Raw genomic sequence first — 22,631 nt, forward strand, 5'->3', positions numbered from 1 at the left:
TTCGGCAACAAAGCCAAGCAAAACATGCAAGATTATCGGGAGAGTGGTGAAGATAACTAAAATACGCTATTAGCTTATTGCTAATAAAGATTAATTACTCTTTTTTAGAAGGAATAGATGATAGCCAAACTCATCAGAATATTGAGTACAAATATGAACTTCGTGTTGAATATCTTTCCATGCAGGTTTATTGGACATTTCGGACGTCAGTTCAACAACTCGTTCACCCAATGGACCATAATAGTTCATCCATCCAGATTGACTCAGCGCGAAGTCATCAACCACTTTATAACCCGCCTTCTTCATTTGTGCTAACCGTGTCTCAACAAGTTGAATGTCTGGGTATTCATGGCTCCAAAACTGTTTCGATTCGTCACTCGGTGATGTCGTTTTCCATACCATGTCGCTCACCATCAGATAGCCTTCTTGTTTCAACAAAGGTTTCCAATCCATTAGAGCCTTTTCGATTCCCATGATGTAAGCGCTTCCTTCTGCCCAGATCAATTCAAAGCTCTGTTTGTCGAATGGTAGCTCGGTCATGCTCGCAGTAACTGTCTTGAGCCTGTCTTGCCATCCTTGTTCAGCAAAACGTTCAGAAAGACGTTCGAGCGCTGTCGACTCATTATCAACAGCAGTGATAACTGCATTACTTTGCTCTGCTAGTACTTTTGTGGCTAGACCTTTACCACAACCAATTTCAAGGATATTTCGTGGCGTCGTCGGTAGTAAATTCAGTGCCTTTGCTGTGTCCTCTTCACTACCTGGCCCCCAGCGTTCTAATGTCTGGAAAACCTTCATAAAATCGGACATGTATTCGTCGTGTTCGTTCATATCTTTTGATAACCATTTCAAGTGCAGGGCGTCTTTTTCGCTAAACCCTTGCTTAATTAACCAATCTAAGTGAGCATCAGGAGCCAGTTTGTCCAAATCACCATGCCAAGCTTTAAGGTCACCTTCCCCAAGTAACGCCGCGAGTAATTGCAACGACTGCTGTTTTTGCTCAATTTCTTGTTGTAGGACTTGCAGTCGGTTCTTGAGTAGCTCTCGATCCACCTTAGCTTCTAAGCAGGCCTTACACTCTTTAAGTGTCAATCCACCTGCCTGCAACTTCTGAATCAAACGGACTCGCTGTACATCTTTATCGCTGTAAACACGATAGCCGTTTTCTAGTCGTCTACCTGAAATCAGCTTTTGCTTTTCATAGTAAAGTAAAGCCGTTCGTGACAAGCCGACCATTGCTGCTAACTCTGAGATTCGATACAAATCCAATGCCTCTATCTGTCTAGATGATTAACCACTTTAAACTATAAAGTTATAGACAGGTCAATGAGGAAAGTGAAGAAAAAAGACGGGAGACACGAACTGTTCACACTGCTGTCCGTGCCTTTTTACAAATGACGTTATCCTTTGATTGCAGTACAGAAACTCACATCTGCTGTATTCGTTTCCAGATTATAGGAATGGTAAAGTTCGAAACAGGGCCTATCGTCACTATCAAGCTGCTGTTCAACAACTTGCCCCATCAGCTCTTCCCACGCAGGTCCATATTGCGACTTTTCAGTAATCGTTTTGCGAATACAGGCGTATTTACCGCCATCAAATGACATCAACTCGACACCGTTAGATACGTCTACAGTTGACTCAACCAACAAACAAATATCGGTTCGGCATTTATCTGCTGGGGTGATCTCTGGGTTATCATGATAAACGAAGATACTGGTGTTCCCAGCTAGACCTTTTGGGCCTGCCCATGTGTAAAGTGTATCGATTGCAGGCTCATAGTTTTCTCCGTATGGGCCAGTCACTCGCACGTAAGCTAATTGACCAGATTCAAAAGTTTTAATATCCATCATTGTGCTCCATGTTTTTGATTCGGCTTCAGTATAGAGGTCGGCTTCGCTATTCTCGTGTCCATTATTGCGAAGCTTGTGTCCAATCTTGCTGTTTCGCATCAAGCAGCCGTACTCCTCCATATCACGGCAATTGCGAATGTCCGTTGGCGTGATTCCAAAGTACTTTTTAAAGGCTTTTGCCAAGCTTTGAGAGCTCGCGAAGCCACTATCTAATGCCACCGTGGTGATGTCTGGTTTGTTATAGAACAGCTCGTTAGCGGCTTGTTCTAGTCTCAATCGACGAATAAAGTCGTTCAGCGTCTCTCCTACCACTGCTTTGAATATTCGATGGAAATGGTACGGTGACAAATGTGCTTTCTCTGCTACCTGTACCAAATTTGTAGGATTGTCATAGTGACTTTCTAGATAACGAATTACCGGTCGTAGTCGTTTGTGGTAGTCAGTCTTCATCGCCTAGTCCTTCCACATTCCAAGTACGGTTTTACGGATATCGGTAATCGCTTTCGCAGCGATTTTTTTATCCTGAGCATCCGGTGCTATTTTCGGATAGTGCACTCGGTTTAAGTGTTCACACAACGAGTCCGTCATAAAACGGCTCTTGCCTCCATACACATGCTTATCACCCCAACTCTGTTGCTCAGGTACCCAATATTTCATCGGCTGCATGAGATGCAGTTCTTGCTTAGCACGCGTCATGGCTACATACAGTAAGCGTCTTTCTTCTTCTAACGCTCGTTTGTCGCCCACTGCATATTCATTAGGGAAGTTGCCATCAGCGACATTGAGAACATAAACATTTTGCCACTCTTGCCCTTTCGCACTGTGTACCGTGGAGAGAATTAAAAAGTCATCATCGATTTTAGGGTTGCTTGCTAAATCACCAGTCGACTGCGGTGGGTCAAGAGTCAACTCAGTCAAGAACCGTTCACGCGTACTGTATTGACCGGAAATCATTACAAGCTGCTCGACATCACCCCAACGAACAAAATGGTCATCGTAATTCAGTTCTAATAATGGGCTATAGAGAGTTGCAAGAAGGCTCAATTGTTCTGCCCACGGTACAGCGTTACTGTTTATCGTGAGTAGAGATTCGACTAACGTTTTAAACTCCGCTTTTGCTGAGATCGGGACTTTACAGTCAGATAGTGCACTGAACTGATATTGATGCGCCTTTAAATGCTCGATGATATTGTTAGCGGTTTTCGGGCCAATACCAGCAAGCAATTTCAACACTCGAAAAGCAGATATGGTGTGTTTTGGATTATCTGCCCAGCGAAGAATAGAAAGAAGATCTTTAACATGAGCGGCTTCAAGAAACTTCAGGCCACCATGTTTAACATAAGGAATATCACGGCGCGTTAACTCAAGTTCCAATCTGTCGCTATGATAGCTAGAGCGAAACAGCACAGCTTGTCGTTTCAGCTCAATGCCCTCTTCCCTCGCTCTTAGAATAGATTCAACGATATATTCCGCTTGCTTAGCGTCATCCTCCACCGTGACAAGTTGAGGTTTAGGTCCTTGTTTTCGCTCCGAATATAGCTCAACTTTATACCCTTCTTGTCCTTCATTAAGTAGTTGATTGGATAAGTCCAAAATACCTTGATGTGAGCGATAGTTGGTTGTGAGCGTAATAACTTTTGCAGGCGGAGAAAACTGTTGTGGAAATTCCAGAATGTTGTCGACACTAGCCGCTCGGAAGCCGTAGATGGATTGCGCATCATCACCGACCACGGTTAACCCTCTTCCATCAGGAAAGAAGGCTTTGAGCATGCCCGCCTGAAGTAAATTGGTATCTTGGTATTCATCGACCAATATGAAATCGAATTGAGCTCGCACTTTATTTGCTATCTCTGGCACTTGAGCCATATGGAAGCAGTAAAGTAACAAATCATCGTAATCTAAACAGAATTGTTCCGCTTTCTGCTCTGCGTACTGAGCAAACAATATCTTGAGCTCAGAGCTCCACTCTGCACAATGTGGGAAATATTGCGCGACAACCTCTTCGACAGCAGTTTGGCTATTCACGCAACGAGAGTATATGTCTAAGCAGGTTTTCTTTTTTGGAAAACGCCTATCGGTATTGGTAAAACCAAGCTCAAACCGCAACACATCCAACATATCCGCTGCGTCATTTCTATCCATAATAGTGAAATCACTTTCGAGGCCGATAAGAGCAGCATGTTCACGCAACAATCTTGCGGCGATAGAATGAAAAGTCCCCATCCAATCAAGCTTGACTGGGTGATATTGTTTACGCTGCTCATTAAGCTGCTGCTCTGCAATTCGATTCGCGCGAGAATCGAGCTCAGCAGACGCCCTGCGAGCAAACGTCACCAACAGTATTTTCTCTGGCGGTACACCTTGAACTAATAGCTGAGCCGTTTTGTGAGCTAAGGTATTGGTCTTGCCCGTTCCCGCGCCAGCAATAATAAGTAGCGGTGAGTGGTTACTCGTATTGCCTGATTTTGGCATACCAAAATCGACGGCGAGCTGTTGTTGGTGATTAAGAGTGATGGGTTGTGCCATGGTGTGCTCATCTAACTATCTTGGACAGTATAAGATTAGCATGGATACTGTTTTTATATACAGTAAAAGTATAAGTATGCGATCTGTGTGGTACTCAACTGGACAAATGGTGAGTTCGTCCAGCTGAACAATAAGGCGTTAGATACTAGGTTGAACCCTCTTCATATCCAGCATAGGCAATGCCGGAAAGCCGTGCCATATTATGATTCCAAGTAGCAAGGTCGTGTTTGTTGAACTTACTCAAATCATCATGACCACAGGCTCTCGCCATCACTTGCATGAGTTCCACCGACGCCTCAAAGAAGTTTTTTAATTGATGGGATGCTTTTTCAACATTGAGTCGTTGCCTCAAATCGGCTTTTTGCGTTGCGATGCCCGCAGGGCAATTATTGGTGTTACACATTCTCGCAGCGACACAACCGATAGATTGCATTGCACTATTTGATATCGCGACCCCATCAGCACCTAATGCGAGTGCTTTAACGAAATCCATCGGTACACGAAGACCACCAGTGATAATCAGCGTAACCCTGCCACTCGCACCTTGCTGATCCAGATAACGCCGCGCTCTGGCTAGGGCTGGAATAGTTGGCACACTGATATGATCCCGGAACATTTCCGGAGCCGCACCCGTCCCCCCACCTCGACCGTCGAGAATGATGTAATCCGCACTGGCATCAAGCGCAAACTGAATGTCCTCTTCAATATGGTTTGCACTCAATTTAAACCCGATAGGAATACCTCCTGTAACTTCTCTCACTCTGTCAGCGAATCGTCTAAAGTCTTCAGCCGTATTCAAGTCTTTAAATGTAGGAGGAGAGATAGCGGGTTCTCCTTCAGGAATACCTCTAACGTGAGAAATTTTGCCGATATTCTTGTTACCGGGAAGATGGCCTCCGGTGCCAGTTTTCGCCCCTTGTCCGCCTTTGAAATGAAACGCTTGCACCGATTTGAGTTTACTTTCATCGTAGCCAAACCCTGCGCTCGCCAACTCATAGAAATAACGCGAGTTTGCCGCTTGCTCCTCTGGCAGCATCCCCCCTTCACCCGAACAAATACCTGTACCGGCTAACTCCGCCCCCGTTGCTAATGATACCTTTGCTTCTTCTGACAGAGCACCAAAACTCATGTCCGAAACAAATAAAGGAATGTTAAGCTTCAGCGGCTTCTTGGCCTTAGGTCCAATGACCAATTCAGTCCCAACGGCAACGTCTTCAAGTAGAGGTTTCGTAGCCATTTGAGCAACCATAACTTGTATGTCATCCCAGTGGGGTAACAAATGCCTAGGCACGCCCATTGACGTCATTGGGCCATGATGTCCAAGCTTAGACAGCCCTTCACGGGCAAGTTGATGTATGAGTTCGACTGTTGGTTCTTCTTTCGTTTTCACCGCAACGGGCCCATCACTCGCCTTTTGGCTCACACCAGGCCCTTCTTGACCAACTTGCTCATCACTAAACTGTTTGTGGGAGCCATCGCAATATGGAAGGTTTGCTGAGTGCTTGCAACGACACAAATACGCATCGCCCGATTTATCAGCACTGAAGCTTTGTGGTTTGAACTCCGTTCCTGCATGTGAACCGTCGCAGTAAGGTTGGTTTTTTGAACGTCCACAAGTGCAAAAGTAATGCTCTTGTCCACCTTCTAGCTCAACCTTTATCGGCTTGTTATCGGCAATTATTGGTTTGCTCATAATGCTTATCCTTGTTATCCACACTTTCTATGAAGGGGTAACGATAAGCATAGGTCAAAAAACCATCGATAAGATACGTCCAAAGAATCGACAGAGCATCACGTTGGAAAGTTAGAGCTGAGTATCACTCTTTACATATGTCGTAGAGAACTCATAGCTATCGCAAATGTGCCTAGCCACTGAATATTCGAAGATTTGTCCGTTATCTAGATAGGCATTTTGGGCTACATTGACCAGATGTTCCCCTATAGGAACACTGAGGTAGTCCGCCTCTTCAACGTTAGCATTGACAATCGTGATGCGTAAATTAGCGCTATGAATAGTAAACTTCAGTTTGTCAGATATGTAGCCATATATCGAGTCTTTGACATGTTCGATAGCTAAGCTAGGGACAATTTTGGCTGACAGATAGATATACTCAACGATTGATGGTACGCCATCTAATACTCTGATTCGCGTTATGTCATAAACTGGATCGCCAACGTTGCATTTTAGTTTTTCCGCTATCAACGCGTTTGCGGGCACCGAACTGAATTTAACAACGCGAGTGTGAACAGTTTTACCCTTATCTTGGGCTCGTTTTTTGGTTCCAAGTAAATGAGAGTCAGATACAGCATCAGGCTTTTGTTTGACGAATGAGCCAGCTCCGCGCTTACGTACTACCAGCCCTTCTTTCACTAAGAAGTCCATGGCTTTTTTGATGGTTATTTCACTGCATTCAAACTCCGCGGCCAACGATCTGCCATCTGGGAGTTTTTCCTCCGACGAGTACTCTCCAGAAAGAATACGTGTCTTCATTTCACTATAAATGCCCTGATATTTAATCATTTTTCAATGTCTATGCTATCCAATATACATCGGCAAATAACCTGCCTTTACTCTTTGTCCCAAGGGTACTTCCTTCTGTATCAAGAAACAAGTAACGATACAAAACCATATTTAACTTAGTCTAAATACCATCATAATCTGTCAATAAAAGTGATCAAAATCACCATATTGAGCAAACGCATTTGTAAAACCATATGGTTTTAATAATATCGCTTTAAAGAAATTAGTATTTAAAACTGGAGTAATCATGGCATTTCAAGAGAATTTCCTATGGGGCAGTGCGTCTGCGGCGTATCAGATTGAAGGCGCAGCTAACTTAGACGGTAAAGGTGACTCCATTTGGGACGTCTACTCTCGTGTACCTGGCAACACATTCAAAGATACCACGGGAGAAGTAGCGATCGACTTCTACCACAAGTACGAAGAAGATATTGAGTTGATGCGCGAAATGGGTTTAAAAGCTTATCGCTTTTCGGTCGCTTGGACTCGCATCATGCCTGATGGCCGTACTATTAATCCTAAAGGCATCGAGTTCTATCACAACGTTATTAATAAACTTATAGAATGTGGTATCACACCGATCCTAACAATCTACCATTGGGATCTTCCTCAAGCCCTACAAGATGAATACCAAGGTTGGGAAAGCCGTAAGATTCTGGCTGACTTTACCAAATACTGTGAAGTCCTGTTTACCGAGTACGGTGAAAAAGTACCGTACTGGGTTTGTATGAACGAGCAAAACATCTTTACTAGTCTTGGCTATGTTCAAAAAATCCATCCGCCAAAGGTTTCCGATTATCAGCGTTTTATTAATGCTAACCACATTGCAAGTCTTGCAAATGCTAATGCGGTAAAACGATTTAAGGAAATGGGCCTACCGGGTCAGATCGGAGCGAGCTTCGCTTATAGTCCGACCTACTCTAAAACTGCTTCTCCAGAAGATGTTATCGCGGCTGAAAACGCACAAGAAATCCAAGATTTGCTTTGGATGGATGTCTACGCAAAAGGCGCATATCCAAAGATTGGCCTGAAGCTTCTAGAACGACTTGGTATTCATATCGACTTTCAAGATGGTGACAAAGAGCTGCTAAAAGCCGGTATCTGCGACTTCATGGGACTAAACTACTATCAGTCCGCTACGTTTGTAGCTCCAGAAAATAAGGCTGAGACCGCTCAAACAGGTAATGCTGCTCAAGTCTCTGTGGTTTCCGATGTTGCCGCTATCCCAACAGACAAATACTACGTACGCGCTGATAACGAACATCTAAAAATGACTGATTGGAACTGGGCCATTGATCCTGAGGGACTGCGCGTCGCCCTTCGCCGCATTACATCACGCTATAACCTTCCCATTCTTATTAGCGAAAACGGCCTTGGTGCCTATGACACACTAACGGAAGATGGCAAAGTTCATGATGACTACCGCATTGACTTTCTAAAAGCGCACGTAGAAGCAATTGGAGATGCGATTGACGATGGTTGTGAAGTTATTGGCTACTGTACTTGGTCTTATCAGGACTTGTTCAGTTGGTTAAACGGCTATGCGAAGCGTTATGGGTTCGTGTATGTTGACCGTGATGAAGAGAGCGAAAAAGAACTGAAACGCTACAAAAAAGACAGCTTCTACTGGTATCAAAAAGTCATTGAATCTAACGGTGAAACTCTATAACTAAGCCGGCAAATCTATCGTCATTCCCTTGAAAAAGGGAATCTTCTTTAGCGGGTTGCACAAAAACCAAGTGTATTTCAGTTTGCTACGCGCTAGGAGAGATCCTCGTTTTCACGAGGATGACGATACGTATCCTATTAGGATTAATAGGGCTACTTAATTTCACCAAAGCGCTCTAAGTAAAGAATGGTGGCTGCAGTTCTTGAAGGGACTTGCAGCTTTCTCAGCAAACTCTTCATATGCACTTTAACCGTTGACTCAGAAATGAACAGTCGGTCGGCAATTTGCTTGTTTCTAAACCCTTTCGCTACCTCTTGAAGAATCTGCATTTCACGCTCAGTCAGTGTCGCGAAAACATCACTGGTATTGGCTCTCTCTTCAAGGTACTTCTCGATAGCAGAACTGAAAGCTTTATTGCCTGATGTCAGCCCACGAAGCAGTTCAATGATTTCATCTGGCTCGGTATCTTTAAGTAGATACCCATCAGCACCCGCTTTTACTAAGGCATCGATATCCGCTGGAATATCAGAGACGGTAAGAATGACAATGTGTCCCTGAAAGTCATCTTCTCTTAGTGCTTTGAGCGTATCCAAACCTGACATACCCTTCATATTTAGATCGAGTAAGATCAAGTCAGGTTCATGTTCTTTTGCCAACGCAATTGCATCCGAGCCATTGCTGGCTTCCGCAACAATCCCAAAATCGTCTTCAAAGCTGAGTAACTGTCCAATACCACGCCTCATTAAAGGGTGGTCGTCGACTAACATGACTTTACATTCGCTCACTTAGTGGCTCCTTACTTCTTTGAAACGTTAATACCACCTCACAACCATCGTTTTCGGCGGAATTTATAGCAAGTTCTGCATTAAGTCGAGCTGCACGCTCTTTCATAATGCTCATACCATAATGGTCTAATTTCTGTATATTTTGGTCGAACCCTACACCATCGTCTTTTATTTTAACAGTAACAAGGGCATTTTCATCTTCGAAACAAGTCACTTTTATAAATGAGGCCTGTGCGTGCTTCATTGCGTTAAGTACAGCCTCACGAATAAGTTGTAAGATATGGACTTGTTCGTTTGCTCCTAACTCCAAAGACGACATTTGATTATCGAGTTCTATCTCAGCCTCAGTTTGTTCATCCAATTGATGAAGCATCTCAGTAATTGCTTCACCAAACGTCCCTTCCTTAATCGATAGTCGGAAGGTCGTCAGCAACTCTCGTAGTTGAACGTAGGCGTTATCCAATCCCTCACGTATGTCATTCAACACTAGTTGAGAGCGACTTGATGACGAGTCAGTTAATTCCTTAGAAATAGAACGGTTTAGTAGTGTAACCTGAATTTTTAAGTAAGACAGTGACTGAGCGAGTGAATCGTGAAGCTCTCTGGCAATCGTCGCCCGCTCTTCCATTAATATAATCTGTTCGGTTTGACGTTGAGCTTTGTTGTAGTAAATCGCTCGCGATAAAATTTGAACGAAGTTATCTATTAATTTTTCATCTGGACAAGGTAAGCCTACTTGATATCTGAGTTGGCCCAGTTCTTCACCATCCAAGTGCAATGGCCTTACCCGTTCCGCTTTCCCGTTGAAAGTACCTTCCGTAGCAATCCAAGGATTACCTTCCACCTCAGAAACTTTGATTTCTACCGCTGAAATACCTTCAACACTGTAGATATAAGTTAATATGGCTCGGAAGTTCTCATGGGAAATTCGCGTTGCTGTTAGTTCTTGTGACGATTGATAAAGCACTTGCAGTGATTGGTGTGCATGTTGAAGCTTATGGGTTTTTTCATTTACCGCTTGTTCCAGTCCACGATATAACTTGCCAAGATCTTTGGCCATATTTCTAAATGCGTTACCTAAGATACCTAGTTCATTGTCAGAACGAACATCAACCTCGACATCAAACGAACGGTTTTGAATCTGTTCACTGGCAGAAATTAGCTGCCCCAAAGGTCTAACAATTTGCTTTCTTACAAACAGTACGACATATACGGCCACCAGTAGAATTCCGCCCAAACCAACTCCGCCAGCCCATGCCAAACGGATTAACTTGTTTTCAGAATGCTCTTGAAGCTCTAATACAAATAAGTCTATACGGTCCACAAAATCAGCGACTAGCAATAGATACTGTTCTCTATCATCACTGGACAGTACAGATTTGAGTTCATGCCATCGGATAATGAGATTGTAATAATCCTGCGTGATTTTCTCAGGCACATCCCATGACTGCAGGGCTTTCATTGAGGGAGAATAAAGGGAACGCTCAAACTGTTCGACATGTAAATAATAGAGTGGCGAGTCTGATTGCATATCATAGGCTAATCGATAACTCTGCATTCGCATCGAACCGGAAACGTTGACGGCCTCAGCATCGTTTAAACTAGATGCTAACGTCAAAATAGCAAAGTTCGTTGTTGCTAAGGACAGCAACAAGATGAGTATCATTGCTTTCGCTATTGTGCCGGTTACAGATTTATTCGGCTTCTTCATGACTCACTAATCTCACTTCACTTGTTTCCATCTATTCATAAGTACCGAAAACCGGACTCACACTATCGCTATCTATTGTCGGTAATTTATTGATCCAAAACAAGGATGGCCCCTATTTAACCCCTAAGAGGTATTTATCCAATTATGTCCAAACTTACAATTTATATGAATGTAAATTAAAGATTGTTAACAGATTTTTTGAACTAGACTTTCTGTAGACAGTTTTTATTGGTGAGATGAATGGTTGATATTTCCAAGCGTCGCTTTTTCACAAGAAAGCAGATCGATACTAAGCAAGCTAGGCTACCTTGGGTAAAGGATTTAGCAACGTTCACCGACCAATGCACTCGCTGTGGTAAATGCATTAACGTGTGTGAAACGCAAATTATTAAGAGCGGTGATGGTGGCTATCCTGCGGTCAACTTCTCAATTGATGAATGTACGTTTTGTTACAAGTGTGCAGAAATCTGTCCAGAGCCTATATTTAATGAGAGAGACGCCACACCTTGGAACGCAAAAGCAGAGATCGACACTCAATGTTTAGCGCAAAACAACATCGAGTGCCGTAGTTGTGGTGATAGTTGTGAAACTATGGCTATCACTTTCGAGTTAAGAGTGGGCGGTGTCGCTTTACCCCAATTAGAGTTAGGAGACTGTAACGGATGTGGAGCATGTGTTTCTGTATGTCCGAGTTCTTCTATCTCGGTGAGTAATGTCTAGTTCGAAGCAAAATTAAAATAAAACAAGAGAAAAAGATTTATGTCACTAAACGAAGTGCACATTTCTAGTTTGGTAGTACATTGCAAGGCTGAGCACCTTGCAGAAATCAAAGCGCAAATCGAACAATTCGATAACGCGGAGATCTACGGAGACAGCGAGGACGGCAAGATTATTGTTGTTCTGGAAACCGAGAATCAGGGTTTCGTCACCGACACAATTGACGCTATCAACAACCTACCGAATGTCCTTAACGCGGCCTTGGTTTATCACCAAATCGAGCACGGGTTAGATGACGATGAAAATAACACTGGAAGTAACCATTCCCAATTAGAGGGTGAAGTATGAAAATGACAAGACGTGCGTTTGTGAAAGCAAACGCAGCGGCATCAGCGGCAGCGGTGGCAGGTATAACTCTTCCTGCGTCAGCTACCAATCTGATTGCTAGCTCCGACCAAACAAAAATTACCTGGGATAAAGCTCCTTGTCGTTTCTGTGGTACAGGTTGTTCTGTACTGGTAGGGACACAAGGCGGCAAAGTTGTTGCGACCCAAGGAGACCCTGAAGCTCCTGTAAACAAGGGCCTCAACTGTATCAAAGGCTACTTCCTCTCTAAAATCATGTACGGTAATGACCGTCTAACTCAGCCGTTACTTCGCATGAAAGATGGCAAGTTCGACAAAGACGGCGACTTCACTCCAATTTCTTGGGACCAAGCGTTCGATATTATGGCTGAGAAGTGGAAAGCTTCACTAAAAGCGAAAGGCCCAACAAGTATCGGTATGTTTGGCTCTGGCCAATGGACCGTTATGGAAGGTTATGCCGCAGCTAAGATGATGAAAGCGGGCTTCCGTTCAAACAACATTGACCCTAACGCACGTCACTGTATGGCGTCAGCGGTAGTTGGTTTCATGCGTGCTTTTGGTATCGATGAGCCAATGGGTTGTTACGACGACTTCGAAAATGCGGACGCGTTCGTACTTTGGGGTTCGAACATGGCAGAGATGCACCCAGTTCTTTGGACTCGTATCACTGACCGTCGCCTAAGCCACCCACATGTTCGTGTAAACGTACTTTCTACGTACTATCATCGTTCGTTTGAGCTTGCTGACCACGGTTACATTTTCAACCCTCAGTCTGACCTTGCGATTGCAAACTTTATCGCAAACTACATCATTCAAAACGATGCAGTAAACTGGGACTTTGTTAACAAGCACACCAACTTCAAGCAAGCTGAAACTGACATCGGCTACGGTCTGCGTGACGATGATCCATTACAAAAAGCAGCGGCTCACCCGAACTCAGGCAAAATGTCAGACATTACGTTTGAACAATACAAAGCCTCTGTCGCACCTTACACTGTAGAAAAAGCTTCTGAAATATCTGGTGTTGAGCCAGAGAAGTTGATTGAGCTTGCTAAGCAATACGCTGATCCAAACGTTAAGGTTATGTCTCTTTGGACTATGGGTATGAATCAACATACTCGTGGTGTATGGATGAACGGTCTAGTTTATAACATCCACCTACTAACCGGTAAGATCGCAACTCCGGGTAACAGCCCATTCTCACTAACAGGTCAGCCATCAGCATGTGGTACAGCCCGTGAGGTTGGTACCTTTGCGCACCGTCTACCAGCAGACATGGTTGTAGCAAATCCTAAGCACCGTGCGATTGCCGAGAAAGAGTGGAAGCTTCCAGAAGGGACTATTCCACCAAAACCAGGCTTCCATGCAGTGTTGCAAGATCGAATGCTACACGATGGCGTATTGAACTGCTATTGGATTCAATGTAACAACAACCTGCAAGCAGGGCCGAATATTAACGAAGAACGTCTTCCTGGTTACCGTAACCCTGAAAACTTCATTGTTTGTTCTGACCCTTATCCTACAGCGACTGCACAAGCGGCTGACTTGATTCTTCCTACCGCAATGTGGATCGAAAAAGAAGGCGCTTACGGAAACGCAGAGCGTCGCACTCAAGCTTGGTATCAACAAGTTGAGACGGTTGGAGAAGCTAAGTCTGATCTATGGCAGGTAATGGAGTTCTCGAAACGCTTCAAGATGGAAGAAGTTTGGCCAGAAGAGTTACTCGCGAAAGCGCCTGAGTACCGCGGTAAAACCATGTACGACATGCTGTTCAAGAACGGCCAAGTTGATAAGTACCCTATCGAAGAAGCTCGTGAGCTTAACGATGATGCTCACCACTTCGGCTACTACGTTCAAAAAGGCCTGTTCGAAGAGTACGCGGCATTTGGTCGTGGTCATGGTCACGATTTGGCTCCATACGATGTTTACCATCAAGTTCGTGGTCTACGTTGGCCTGTTGTTGATGGCAAAGAAACATTGTGGCGTTACAAAGAAGGCTCAGACCCATATGCGAAAGCAGGTTCTGGTTGGGACTTCTATGGTAAACCAGACGGTAAAGCTCTGATTATTTCAGCACCGTATGAAGCGCCACCAGAAGTGCCAGATGAAGAATTCGACCTATGGCTATGTACTGGCCGTGTTCTTGAGCACTGGCACACAGGTACTATGACTCGCCGTGTACCTGAACTGTACAAAGCCGTGCCAGATGCAGTGTGTTATATCCACCCTGAAGATGCTAAGTCTCGTGGCCTTCGCCGTGGTGATGAAGTAGTGATGGCTAATAAACGTGGTGAAGTACGTGTACGTGTTGAGACTCGTGGCCGTAACCGTCCGCCAAAAGGTTTGGTATTCGTACCATTCTTCGATGCTCGTATCCTAATCAACAAGTTGATTCTTGATGCGACTGACCCTCTGTCTAAACAGACAGACTTCAAGAAGTGCCCTGTGAAAATCACGAAAGTGGCTTAACAGAGACAATATTGAAACGTGGCTGCTTCAATAGAAGTGGCCACCGAAGAATTAGCCTTAAGGCGGAGATAACAAAATGAAAAAACTGATTGTCGCTATTCTCTCTGTTGGTGCACTGATTGCAGGTGTTGCGCAAGCAGAATTGAATAACCCGGGTGGAACTGGTGGTCTAGATTCACTTCGTGGTAGTAGTAACCTTGAAGACACACGCCCAGCGGATGACTTCAAACATATTCCTAAAGACCAAGTGATTGAGAGTGATTACGTGTATCAGCCTCCACTGATCCCTCATCAAATTCGCAACTATGAAGTATCGCTTAACGCAAACAAATGCTTGGCTTGCCATAGCTGGAAAAACGCGAAAGAAGCAGGTGCGACTAAAATCAGCGTAACTCACTATATGAACCGTGAAGATGCTGTTTTAGCGGACGTTTCCCCTCGTCGTTATTTCTGCTTGCAGTGCCACGTTCCTCAGGTTGATGCACAACCGCTAGTAGGTAACGAGTTTGAGCGCGTAGATTCATTGCGTACTGAATAGCCACGAAGTATTAAGAGAGGCTATATATGAAATTTCTTAAAGCGTTTTGGACTCGTTTAAAGTCACCAAGTAAAGCAGCAGCTGGTGTTGTGCTATTCCTTGGTTTCGCCGGCGGTCTGCTATTTTGGGGTGCTTTCAACACGGGTATGGAAGCAACGAATACTGAAGAATTCTGTTCTGGATGTCACGCACCAATTGTTGCTGAAATCCAAGAGACAATTCACTATTCGAACCGCTCTGGTGTTCGTGCAATCTGCTCTGACTGTCACGTTCCTCACAACTGGACAGACAAAATTGTTCGTAAGGTTCAAGCTTCGAAAGAGTTATTTGCACACTATGTGTTAAAAACCATCGATACGCCTGAAAAATTCCAAGCACGACGTGGACACTTGGCAGAAAGGGAATGGGCTCGACTTAAAGCCAATGACTCCCTTGAGTGTCGCAATTGTCATGAATTTGATTACATGGATTTTTCTGAACAAGGTCCACGAAGCGTACAACAACACTCTACCGCACTGGCATCTGGTGATAAAACGTGCGTAGATTGTCATAAAGGTATCGCACACCGTTTACCTGACATGCAAGGCGTGGAAGGCTGGCAATAAGGAGCACTGAATGAGTACATTAGAATCGGTGATTTGGCACGTACTAGGTTATGCTGCAATGCCAGTCATCATTTTGTCGGGATTCGTTGGAGTCGCAGCCGTTTCGATTTGGTTGTTGTCTCTCGGTAAAGACAAACAACAATAAAGCTTTAGCCCCGCTCATGCGGGGCTTTTTATTTCCCTCTTAACCACATGATTTCTACTATAGTTAATTTACTCCAATAAAATGAAACAAATAGAGTAGAATCAGCTTATTAAAGCTCACGCTATCCCTCTGTTGTAGAAAGTGTCAGTGGTCATGTCCAAGAAAAACAAAACATCTAGCAAACTCTCCATACGCCGTGTTGTAGCGTTACTGTTTACTCTCGCTATCACGGCTACAGCCTTAATTTCGGCTACCGTCATTTATTCACTGACTAAAGAACGCGAAGTCAACCATGCCTTAGCAAACTATCAGTTGATTTCGTCATTGGTTTCACAGCGATTAGAACAGATCGATCAAGTCGGAGAGCAATCTGCAGTTCAACTGGGATACCTATTGAATACCCAGTTAAGCGAAAAGAGTCCTTCGGAACTAATTGAACTGTTTGGAGCCACATTTCTCGGTAACCCGTTTATCCATAGCATTTATATCGGATTTGGTAATGATGACTTTCTTCAACTCATCAATCTGAAACCTAAATACATCTCCGATAAATTGAACCTACTTGAAGGCGAATCTTGGATGGTTATCGAACATTCCAATGATATCGATGGAAAGCGGATCAAACGCACACGATTCTACTTCGATAATTTTGAACTCAGTAGAGAGCAAGAAGAAGTCAGTATTTTTTACCCAACACAAAGGGGATGGTACACACGTGCCTCTGAAGATGAGGTCTATAAAACCACACCGTATCTCTTTCATAACCTACGAGTCACTGGCCAGACATTTTCTCGTAAGATACCGAGCCTCAACGCTGTCATTGGCGTCGATATTGCTCTCGCGTCACTAAATGAACACTTTGAAGATAGCTTGTCTGATAATGTCGCATTGGAGGGAGCAGATGCTTACATAACGGATGGCGAGGGTCGGATTATTGGCACCAATACTATCTTAGACGCGGCAAATAGCCTGCCCTTCATCGATAAAATGCCACTAACAAACACACAGCTTGATCTTGTTATCAACTCACCCGTGCTCAAAGTATCAAATCAATTAGATTGGGAGCCTATCGATTTTACTGTGGTTGGCAATCCCGACGGACTTGCCATCGACTTATTTACGCTAATCTCTGATGCCACCGGACTGCAGTTTGAGTACATCAATGGTCGAAGTTGGCATGAACTCGTTAACGACTTTCGTCTGGGTAAAATTGATATTCTGCAATCTATCGCCAGTGATAGTAATGTCTCTGACCACAGTCTCGAAAGTGACACCCTTTATTCTCTTGAGTACGCCATTGCTACACACCAAAACGCACCACATATAGCCTCGTGGGATGACCTTAAAGGCAGAACGGTCGGCTTCCTTGGAGGTTGGTCTATTGTCGAGCAGTTAAGAAAAGATTACCCAAGTATTACCGTTTATGCCTACGATACTTATGATGAAGCGTTCGAAGATGTACAGACCCAGAAAATTGTAGGTATTGTTGATGTCGCACCTGTAATCAAAAGTAAAGTCGAAAAGTTAATTAACTATGACTTGAAGACTCAATCATTAGAAAAACATCCAGCTTTTCCAACTGACTTCGTTTTTGTTGCTAATGAGCAGCTTAAACCGTACATAGAACTGATTAATCAAGCGCTAACCTATCTTGATCAGGAGAAAGTGCGCACCGTATTAGTAGACAAATGGCTGAATAGCGACCAACACCACACTAGTCATATTCCTTCAAATCGGCTGCTATCTATGCTGGAAGATCCAAGTTTCCATGAAAAGATCTCTTCAGTCGATATGAAGGGACAAAAGCACTTTGTTTATATCACTGAAGTTAACGACACCCCCCAAGAATATTTCGTACTCACCATACCGGAAAAGAAACTTCTAGGTAGTGCCTATCAGTACATTATCAATAGCTCTCTCTGGACCTTGGCTGCACTCGTTATCATGATTCCTCTTGTATGGCGCATCAGCACTCCAATGTCCAGTCCAATTAAGAAATTACTCCTACAAACCAAGCGAATTAAACACCGCCAATATAATAAAGTGAAGGCGTTCAACAGCTCTGTGCGGGAGGTAAATGAGTTATCTCATGCTATCTATGATATGTCGCAGTCTTTAGATTCATTTCAGCGCTCGCAGGATGCCTTTATCGAGGCAATCATTCAGCTTATCGCGCGTGCAGTCGATGAGAAATCACCTTACACAGGCGCACACTGTTTACGAGTCCCTGAGCTTGCGTTCCTCCTGAGCGACGCTGCAGAGCAATCGAACGACGGCATCTTTGAATCATTTGAATTCGAAAACGAAGCCAAACGCAGGGAATTTCGCATTGCTGCTTGGTTACATGACTGCGGAAAAATCACCACGCCAGAGTACGTGGTCGATAAAGGAACCAAATTAGAAACCAACTACAACCGAATTCATGAAATTCGAACTCGATTTGAAGTGTTATGGCGCGATGCGGAAATTACTGCGCTAAACATTCAGTTAGAGCAGCCAAACTTGGCCACTGATGCGAAACAAAACCTCAAACAGCGTCAACAAGAACTCCTAGAGCAGTTTAGCTTCATTGCCCAATTGAATGTTGGCAACGAGTTTATCAATGAGCAAGACAAAGTTCGCATTACTGAAATAGGCAAACAAACTTGGACCAGCCACTTTGATCGTTACCTTGGTTTATCACCGTTAGAAGAACAACGCCTATCAGAAGAAACTAGGTCATCTGCTTGGGAGCCACTACTGAGTGATAGGCCAGAACATATCATCACTCGTTCTGCAGATTATGAGCTAGATGAAAAGCTAGGCATCAATATGAATGTTCCTGAACACCTATATAACCTAGGTGAGATTTATAACCTCTCCGTTTCAAGAGGAACATTGACGCAAGAAGAACGCTTCAAAATTAACGAGCATATGATTGCTGGTATCAAGATGCTGAGCAGTATCCCGTTCCCTGAAGATCTCAAAAACGTGGAACGAATCGCTACCACTCACCATGAAACAATGAGGGGAGACGGCTATCCTAGACGTTTAAGCGGAGACGAACTGTCAATCCCGGAGCGTATCTTAGCCGTTGCTGATATTTTTGAGGCGCTTACCGCCGCAGATAGGCCTTATAAGAAAGCTAAAACCATCAGTGAATCTTTGGATATTTTGCATAAGATGGCACTGGAAAAGCACGTTGATATGGAAGTATTCCAGTTATTTATTAAGAGTCGCGTATATATGACGTATGCGAAGCGCTTCCTGGTCCCTACGCAGATTGATGAAGTAGATGAAAGTAAGTATCTCAGTTAAGAAACTTAACTGAGGACCAAAGAAAAAACCGCCAGATACTGGCGGTTTTTCGTATGCCACTACAAATACTTTTAAGGCGCAGTATCTATTTCTATCGGTTGGTAATGTTTCGATTCTAAGTGCAACCATTCTGGGATAACGGTACCCATTGAAATTGATGACCAAGTGCCGGAGAAAATACCAATAAACATTGCCGTAGCGAAGCCTTGTAACGCATCACCACCCAATAACCAAAGCGCTGCAACGGTAATCAGAGTAGTACCAGAAGTCACCATTGTTCTCGCAAACGTCGCTATAACTGCTTGGTCACTTACATCAGCAGTTTGCTCATTTGGACGCAACTTCAGGATTTCACGAATACGGTCGGCAATAATAATCGAGTCATTCAGCGAGTAACCCAAGATGGCTAAGATCGCAGCGAAAACCGTGAGGTTAAACTCCATCTGAGTTAACGCAAAAAAGCCCAACACTAAAATGACATCATGCAGAAGTGCCGCCAATGCACCACTAGCCAAACGCCATTCGAATCGGAAGCTCAAGTAGCCTAAGATACAAAGCAAACAAACTAACAGCGCCAGACCGCCTTGGTCATAAAGGTCTTGACCAACCTGAGCACCAACAATGCTGTCACTGACAATGGTAGAACCTGGATATGCCTTTAGCAGCGTTTCTTTGAACTCATTGTGTTTTGCTGCACCTTGGTCTGCAGCATAACGAATAGTCCAGCGCCCCTCTTCTCCTGACTGGGTAACTGTAATGCCATCGCCTAAAACGGGTTCTAGTGTCTGTTTCAGTTCATTTTGGTTGGTATTTGATGCCAGTTGAACCTCTGACACAACGCCACCGGTGAAATCCAAACCGAAATTCAATCCTCTCATTCCAACGGCGATGATCGAAATCACGACCAAAGCAATGGAAAGCACATTAGTAAAATATCGAATGGAACGAATATTAGTTTTAAAGAAGTTTTTCATGATTAAACCCTCACCTCACGACGAGTGTCTCGTCCCCACTTCAAATTAATAATTGCACGCGATGCGAAAATGCCCGTGAACATGCTTGTTAGCAGACCAAGACCTAGCGTTAATGCGAACCCTTGAATCGGACCATTACCAATGGCATAGAGAATAACCGCCGTAATCATGGTGGTGATATTTGCATCCATGATGGTTGCCACTGCAGAGTTGAAACCCTGATCTATCGCTTGAGCAAAGCTACGCCCTTCCGCCAATTTATCTCTGATACGTTCAAAAATAAGTACATTGGTATCTACCGCCATACCGACTGTAAGTACTAAACCAGCAATACCCGGAAGCGTTAAGATGGCACCCGGCACCAGTGCTATTAGACCTAACAAACAGCTCATATTTAGCACCAACGCCACATTAGCTACCCAACCTAATCGACGATACCAAAGCGCCATAAAGGTCAGAGTTAGTCCCATGCCTAATGCTAAAGCTGCAAAACCATTTTGGATATTTTCCGCACCGAGAGATGCACCAATGGTACGCTCTTCAACAATGGTCACAGGCGCTGTCAAAGAACCTGCACGAAGTAGCAGAGCTAGCTGCTGAGCTTCTTCCAAGTTACCCGAACCTGTAATACGGAACTGACTACCCAATTGAGATTGAATGGTTGCCACACTGATGACTTTTTCATTGCGCTGAGTTTCACCTCGTGCATCCACACCGTACTCGCGATAGACCGTCGCCATCGGCTTACCGATGTGCGTTGCAGAGAAATCGCTCATCATTTTGCCACCAGCATGGTCGAGGGAAATATCAACCTCAGGGCGATGCATTTGGTCAAAACCTACGCGAGCGTTAACAATGTGTTCACCCGTCAATACTGGCTTCTTGACCAAAGTAACCGGTTTTCCTTGTTCGTCTTTCACTTTAAGCGTAGATACAGGGTTTGATGAAGTGCTGACTTCATGGAAAGCCAAACTCGCAGTAGCACCAATCACGCGTTTTGCCAATGATGGGTCTTGAACACCTGGAAGTTCGATACGAATACCTGATTCGCCTTGACGCTGAACCATTGCTTCCGTGATACCCAATTCTTCAATACGCTGGCGCATGATCTTTAGGTTTTGCTGCATGGTTAGATTTTGGAAATCTGCATAGTTCTGAGCTTTCATCTTAATAGATAACTCATCCCCTTCTCCCTTCGCTTGCCATTCTGGGTAGTTAGCATTCACAAATTTACGAACAGCAATCTCGCCTTCGCTGTCTTTTGAAGTAACACGAATGCCAGTATCAGTGTCAGGGCGTACTTGTACACCGAAGATACGTTCTTTACGCAAGTCTTGCTTAATCTCATCGACCACTGCATCACGCTGCTCAGAAACCGCCTGGTCTACGTCAACGTTCAATAGGAATTGAACGCCACCTCGTAAGTCCAAACCAAGTTTAATTGGGGTAAAGCCCATCGTTTGGAGCCATTCGGGTGCGACTGATGTGTAAGAGTAGGACATGCTGTCATCCTTACCCACCCACTCACCAAGGGCATTTCGAGCCTTGGTTTGCTCCGCTTCATTGTCAAATACAAGTTGAGCGACATCGCTTTCCATGCTGACGGATTCTGGTTTGATGCCGTCGTCATGTAGTAAGGAATTGATTTTGAATACCGAGTTTAAATGCTCGTTGTGCTCGCTAACTTTTAGTTCAATAGCAGGCTTCTCGCCATACCAAGACGGTAGTGCACTAAGAGTCAAGACCACACAGGTCACGACAAGAACGATATATTTCCAAGTAGAGTATTTGTTTAATACTGCTCTTGGTTGAGGCTTTTTACGCATAGTTTTCCCTCAGCGTTATGCTGAACTTTTAATACAGTTAATCACAGCCACTATTCTCCATGCATTGCATTGGAGTAGAGGTGGATAAATTTATGGTTGAAAACGAACTATGCGTATTGGGTATTTAGGAAAACGTAGAGCGTGTTGCCATCTTTCCAACCACTAATACGGTGGTTGCTTTGGACATAGCTAAAGAAGAAAGGGGTTATCAGCGCTTCATTAACGGTAGCGCTGCGCAACTCTTGTTGGCCAGTACAACTGTAATCGAACACCACACTATAAGTAGGCGTTTCTAATTCATGGTTCTCATTGTTGTTACCAGTCCAACGCCAGACGGTGAGTATCGCCTTAGCATCGTGGTCGCCAAATGACTTTGATTTCGGCTTTTGAGGAGTTGGGGTTTGTCTGGTTGTCTGGCCAAGTCTGGTTGAAACACCAAGTGAAGCTTGATCTTTCCATAGAGAAATACCAGAAGATGAGTTCTGTGAATTTGCCGATTCAGACGCAGCTACCCCTAGCGGAGCGAAAAACGCAACTACCAGAGAAACAATAAACTGCAAATAGAACTTAGACAAAAAACTAGCCTCATGACACCAAGATCTGCATTATCTGCCTATGTTGCCTCAAAGA

Annotated in this window: 18 protein-coding genes; 8 read left to right on the forward strand and 10 right to left on the reverse strand. The window is 44.1% G+C overall.

Annotated features, from left to right (window positions below):
- Positions 1-90: 90 nt before the first annotated feature.
- The 5 genes from HW45_RS11830 to HW45_RS11850 form a co-directional block, all read right to left on the reverse strand.
- On the reverse strand, positions 91-1,263 hold the full coding sequence (locus tag HW45_RS11830; RefSeq protein WP_038227116.1) for a MerR family transcriptional regulator: 1,173 nt from the start codon (positions 1,261-1,263) through the stop codon (positions 91-93).
- Positions 1,264-1,400: 137 nt separating this feature from the next.
- Positions 1,401-2,303 (reverse strand): AraC family transcriptional regulator, encoded by a 903-nt coding sequence (locus HW45_RS11835; RefSeq protein WP_038227117.1) that lies wholly within the window; start codon positions 2,301-2,303, stop codon positions 1,401-1,403.
- A 3-nt stretch (positions 2,304-2,306) separates the two neighbouring features.
- Entirely contained in the window at positions 2,307-4,379 is a 2,073-nt protein-coding gene (locus tag HW45_RS11840; protein WP_038227118.1) for an ATP-dependent helicase, read from the reverse strand.
- A gap of 145 nt (positions 4,380-4,524) precedes the next feature.
- Positions 4,525-6,072 carry a glutamate synthase-related protein gene (locus HW45_RS11845; protein WP_038227119.1) on the reverse strand — a complete coding sequence of 516 codons (1,548 nt, stop codon included), beginning with the start codon at positions 6,070-6,072 and terminating at the stop codon, positions 4,525-4,527.
- A gap of 111 nt (positions 6,073-6,183) precedes the next feature.
- Positions 6,184-6,900, reverse strand: a complete 717-nt coding sequence (locus tag HW45_RS11850) for a GntR family transcriptional regulator (protein ID WP_038227120.1) — start codon at positions 6,898-6,900, stop codon at positions 6,184-6,186.
- A gap of 247 nt (positions 6,901-7,147) precedes the next feature.
- Here HW45_RS11850 and HW45_RS11855 point away from each other — a divergent pair, with 247 nt between their 5' ends.
- Positions 7,148-8,569 (forward strand): glycoside hydrolase family 1 protein, encoded by a 1,422-nt coding sequence (locus HW45_RS11855; protein ID WP_038227121.1) that lies wholly within the window; start codon positions 7,148-7,150, stop codon positions 8,567-8,569.
- A gap of 152 nt (positions 8,570-8,721) precedes the next feature.
- Here the strand turns inward: HW45_RS11855 and HW45_RS11860 are convergent, their stop codons facing one another.
- Complete coding sequence (locus HW45_RS11860; RefSeq protein ID WP_006069402.1) at positions 8,722-9,354, reverse strand: response regulator; 633 nt, start codon at positions 9,352-9,354, stop codon at positions 8,722-8,724.
- Entirely contained in the window at positions 9,341-11,065 is a 1,725-nt protein-coding gene (narQ, locus tag HW45_RS11865; protein WP_006069401.1) for a nitrate/nitrite two-component system sensor histidine kinase NarQ, read from the reverse strand. The genes HW45_RS11860 and narQ overlap by 14 nt, the downstream gene beginning before the upstream one ends.
- A gap of 240 nt (positions 11,066-11,305) precedes the next feature.
- On the opposite strand from narQ, the gene napF reads away from it, so the two are divergent.
- From napF to HW45_RS11895, 7 genes are all read left to right on the forward strand, one after another.
- Entirely contained in the window at positions 11,306-11,785 is a 480-nt protein-coding gene (gene napF / locus HW45_RS11870; RefSeq protein ID WP_038227122.1) for a ferredoxin-type protein NapF, read from the forward strand.
- Between the two features lie 39 nt (positions 11,786-11,824).
- Positions 11,825-12,130: a chaperone NapD gene (locus tag HW45_RS11875; RefSeq protein WP_006069399.1), complete on the forward strand. Its 306-nt coding sequence runs from the start codon at positions 11,825-11,827 to the stop codon at positions 12,128-12,130.
- Positions 12,127-14,616, forward strand: a complete 2,490-nt coding sequence (gene napA, locus HW45_RS11880) for a periplasmic nitrate reductase subunit alpha (protein ID WP_038227123.1) — start codon at positions 12,127-12,129, stop codon at positions 14,614-14,616. The genes HW45_RS11875 and napA overlap by 4 nt, the downstream gene beginning before the upstream one ends.
- A 76-nt stretch (positions 14,617-14,692) precedes the next feature.
- Positions 14,693-15,154, forward strand: a complete 462-nt coding sequence (locus tag HW45_RS11885) for a nitrate reductase cytochrome c-type subunit (RefSeq protein ID WP_006069397.1) — start codon at positions 14,693-14,695, stop codon at positions 15,152-15,154.
- Between the two features lie 26 nt (positions 15,155-15,180).
- Positions 15,181-15,759: a NapC/NirT family cytochrome c gene (locus tag HW45_RS11890; RefSeq protein ID WP_038227124.1), complete on the forward strand. Its 579-nt coding sequence runs from the start codon at positions 15,181-15,183 to the stop codon at positions 15,757-15,759.
- Between the two features lie 10 nt (positions 15,760-15,769).
- Positions 15,770-15,904 carry a TIGR02808 family protein gene (locus HW45_RS28795; protein WP_006069395.1) on the forward strand — a complete coding sequence of 45 codons (135 nt, stop codon included), beginning with the start codon at positions 15,770-15,772 and terminating at the stop codon, positions 15,902-15,904.
- 153 nt (positions 15,905-16,057) lie between these two features.
- Positions 16,058-19,201: an HD domain-containing phosphohydrolase gene (locus tag HW45_RS11895; protein WP_038227125.1), complete on the forward strand. Its 3,144-nt coding sequence runs from the start codon at positions 16,058-16,060 to the stop codon at positions 19,199-19,201.
- 71 nt (positions 19,202-19,272) lie between these two features.
- Here the strand turns inward: HW45_RS11895 and secF are convergent, their stop codons facing one another.
- The 3 genes from secF to HW45_RS11910 all read right to left on the reverse strand — a co-directional run bounded on the left by secF (position 19,273) and on the right by HW45_RS11910 (position 22,576).
- Positions 19,273-20,175 (reverse strand): protein translocase subunit SecF, encoded by a 903-nt coding sequence (secF, locus tag HW45_RS11900; RefSeq protein WP_038227126.1) that lies wholly within the window; start codon positions 20,173-20,175, stop codon positions 19,273-19,275.
- Between the two features lie 2 nt (positions 20,176-20,177).
- Positions 20,178-22,001: a protein translocase subunit SecD gene (secD, locus tag HW45_RS11905; protein ID WP_038227127.1), complete on the reverse strand. Its 1,824-nt coding sequence runs from the start codon at positions 21,999-22,001 to the stop codon at positions 20,178-20,180.
- Between the two features lie 107 nt (positions 22,002-22,108).
- Positions 22,109-22,576 (reverse strand): hypothetical protein, encoded by a 468-nt coding sequence (locus HW45_RS11910; RefSeq protein ID WP_038227128.1) that lies wholly within the window; start codon positions 22,574-22,576, stop codon positions 22,109-22,111.
- Between the last annotated feature and the right edge of the window lie 55 nt (positions 22,577-22,631).

It is taken from the genome of Vibrio sp. ER1A (genome assembly GCF_000733315.1).
Lineage (GTDB): Bacteria > Pseudomonadota > Gammaproteobacteria > Enterobacterales > Vibrionaceae > Vibrio > Vibrio mediterranei.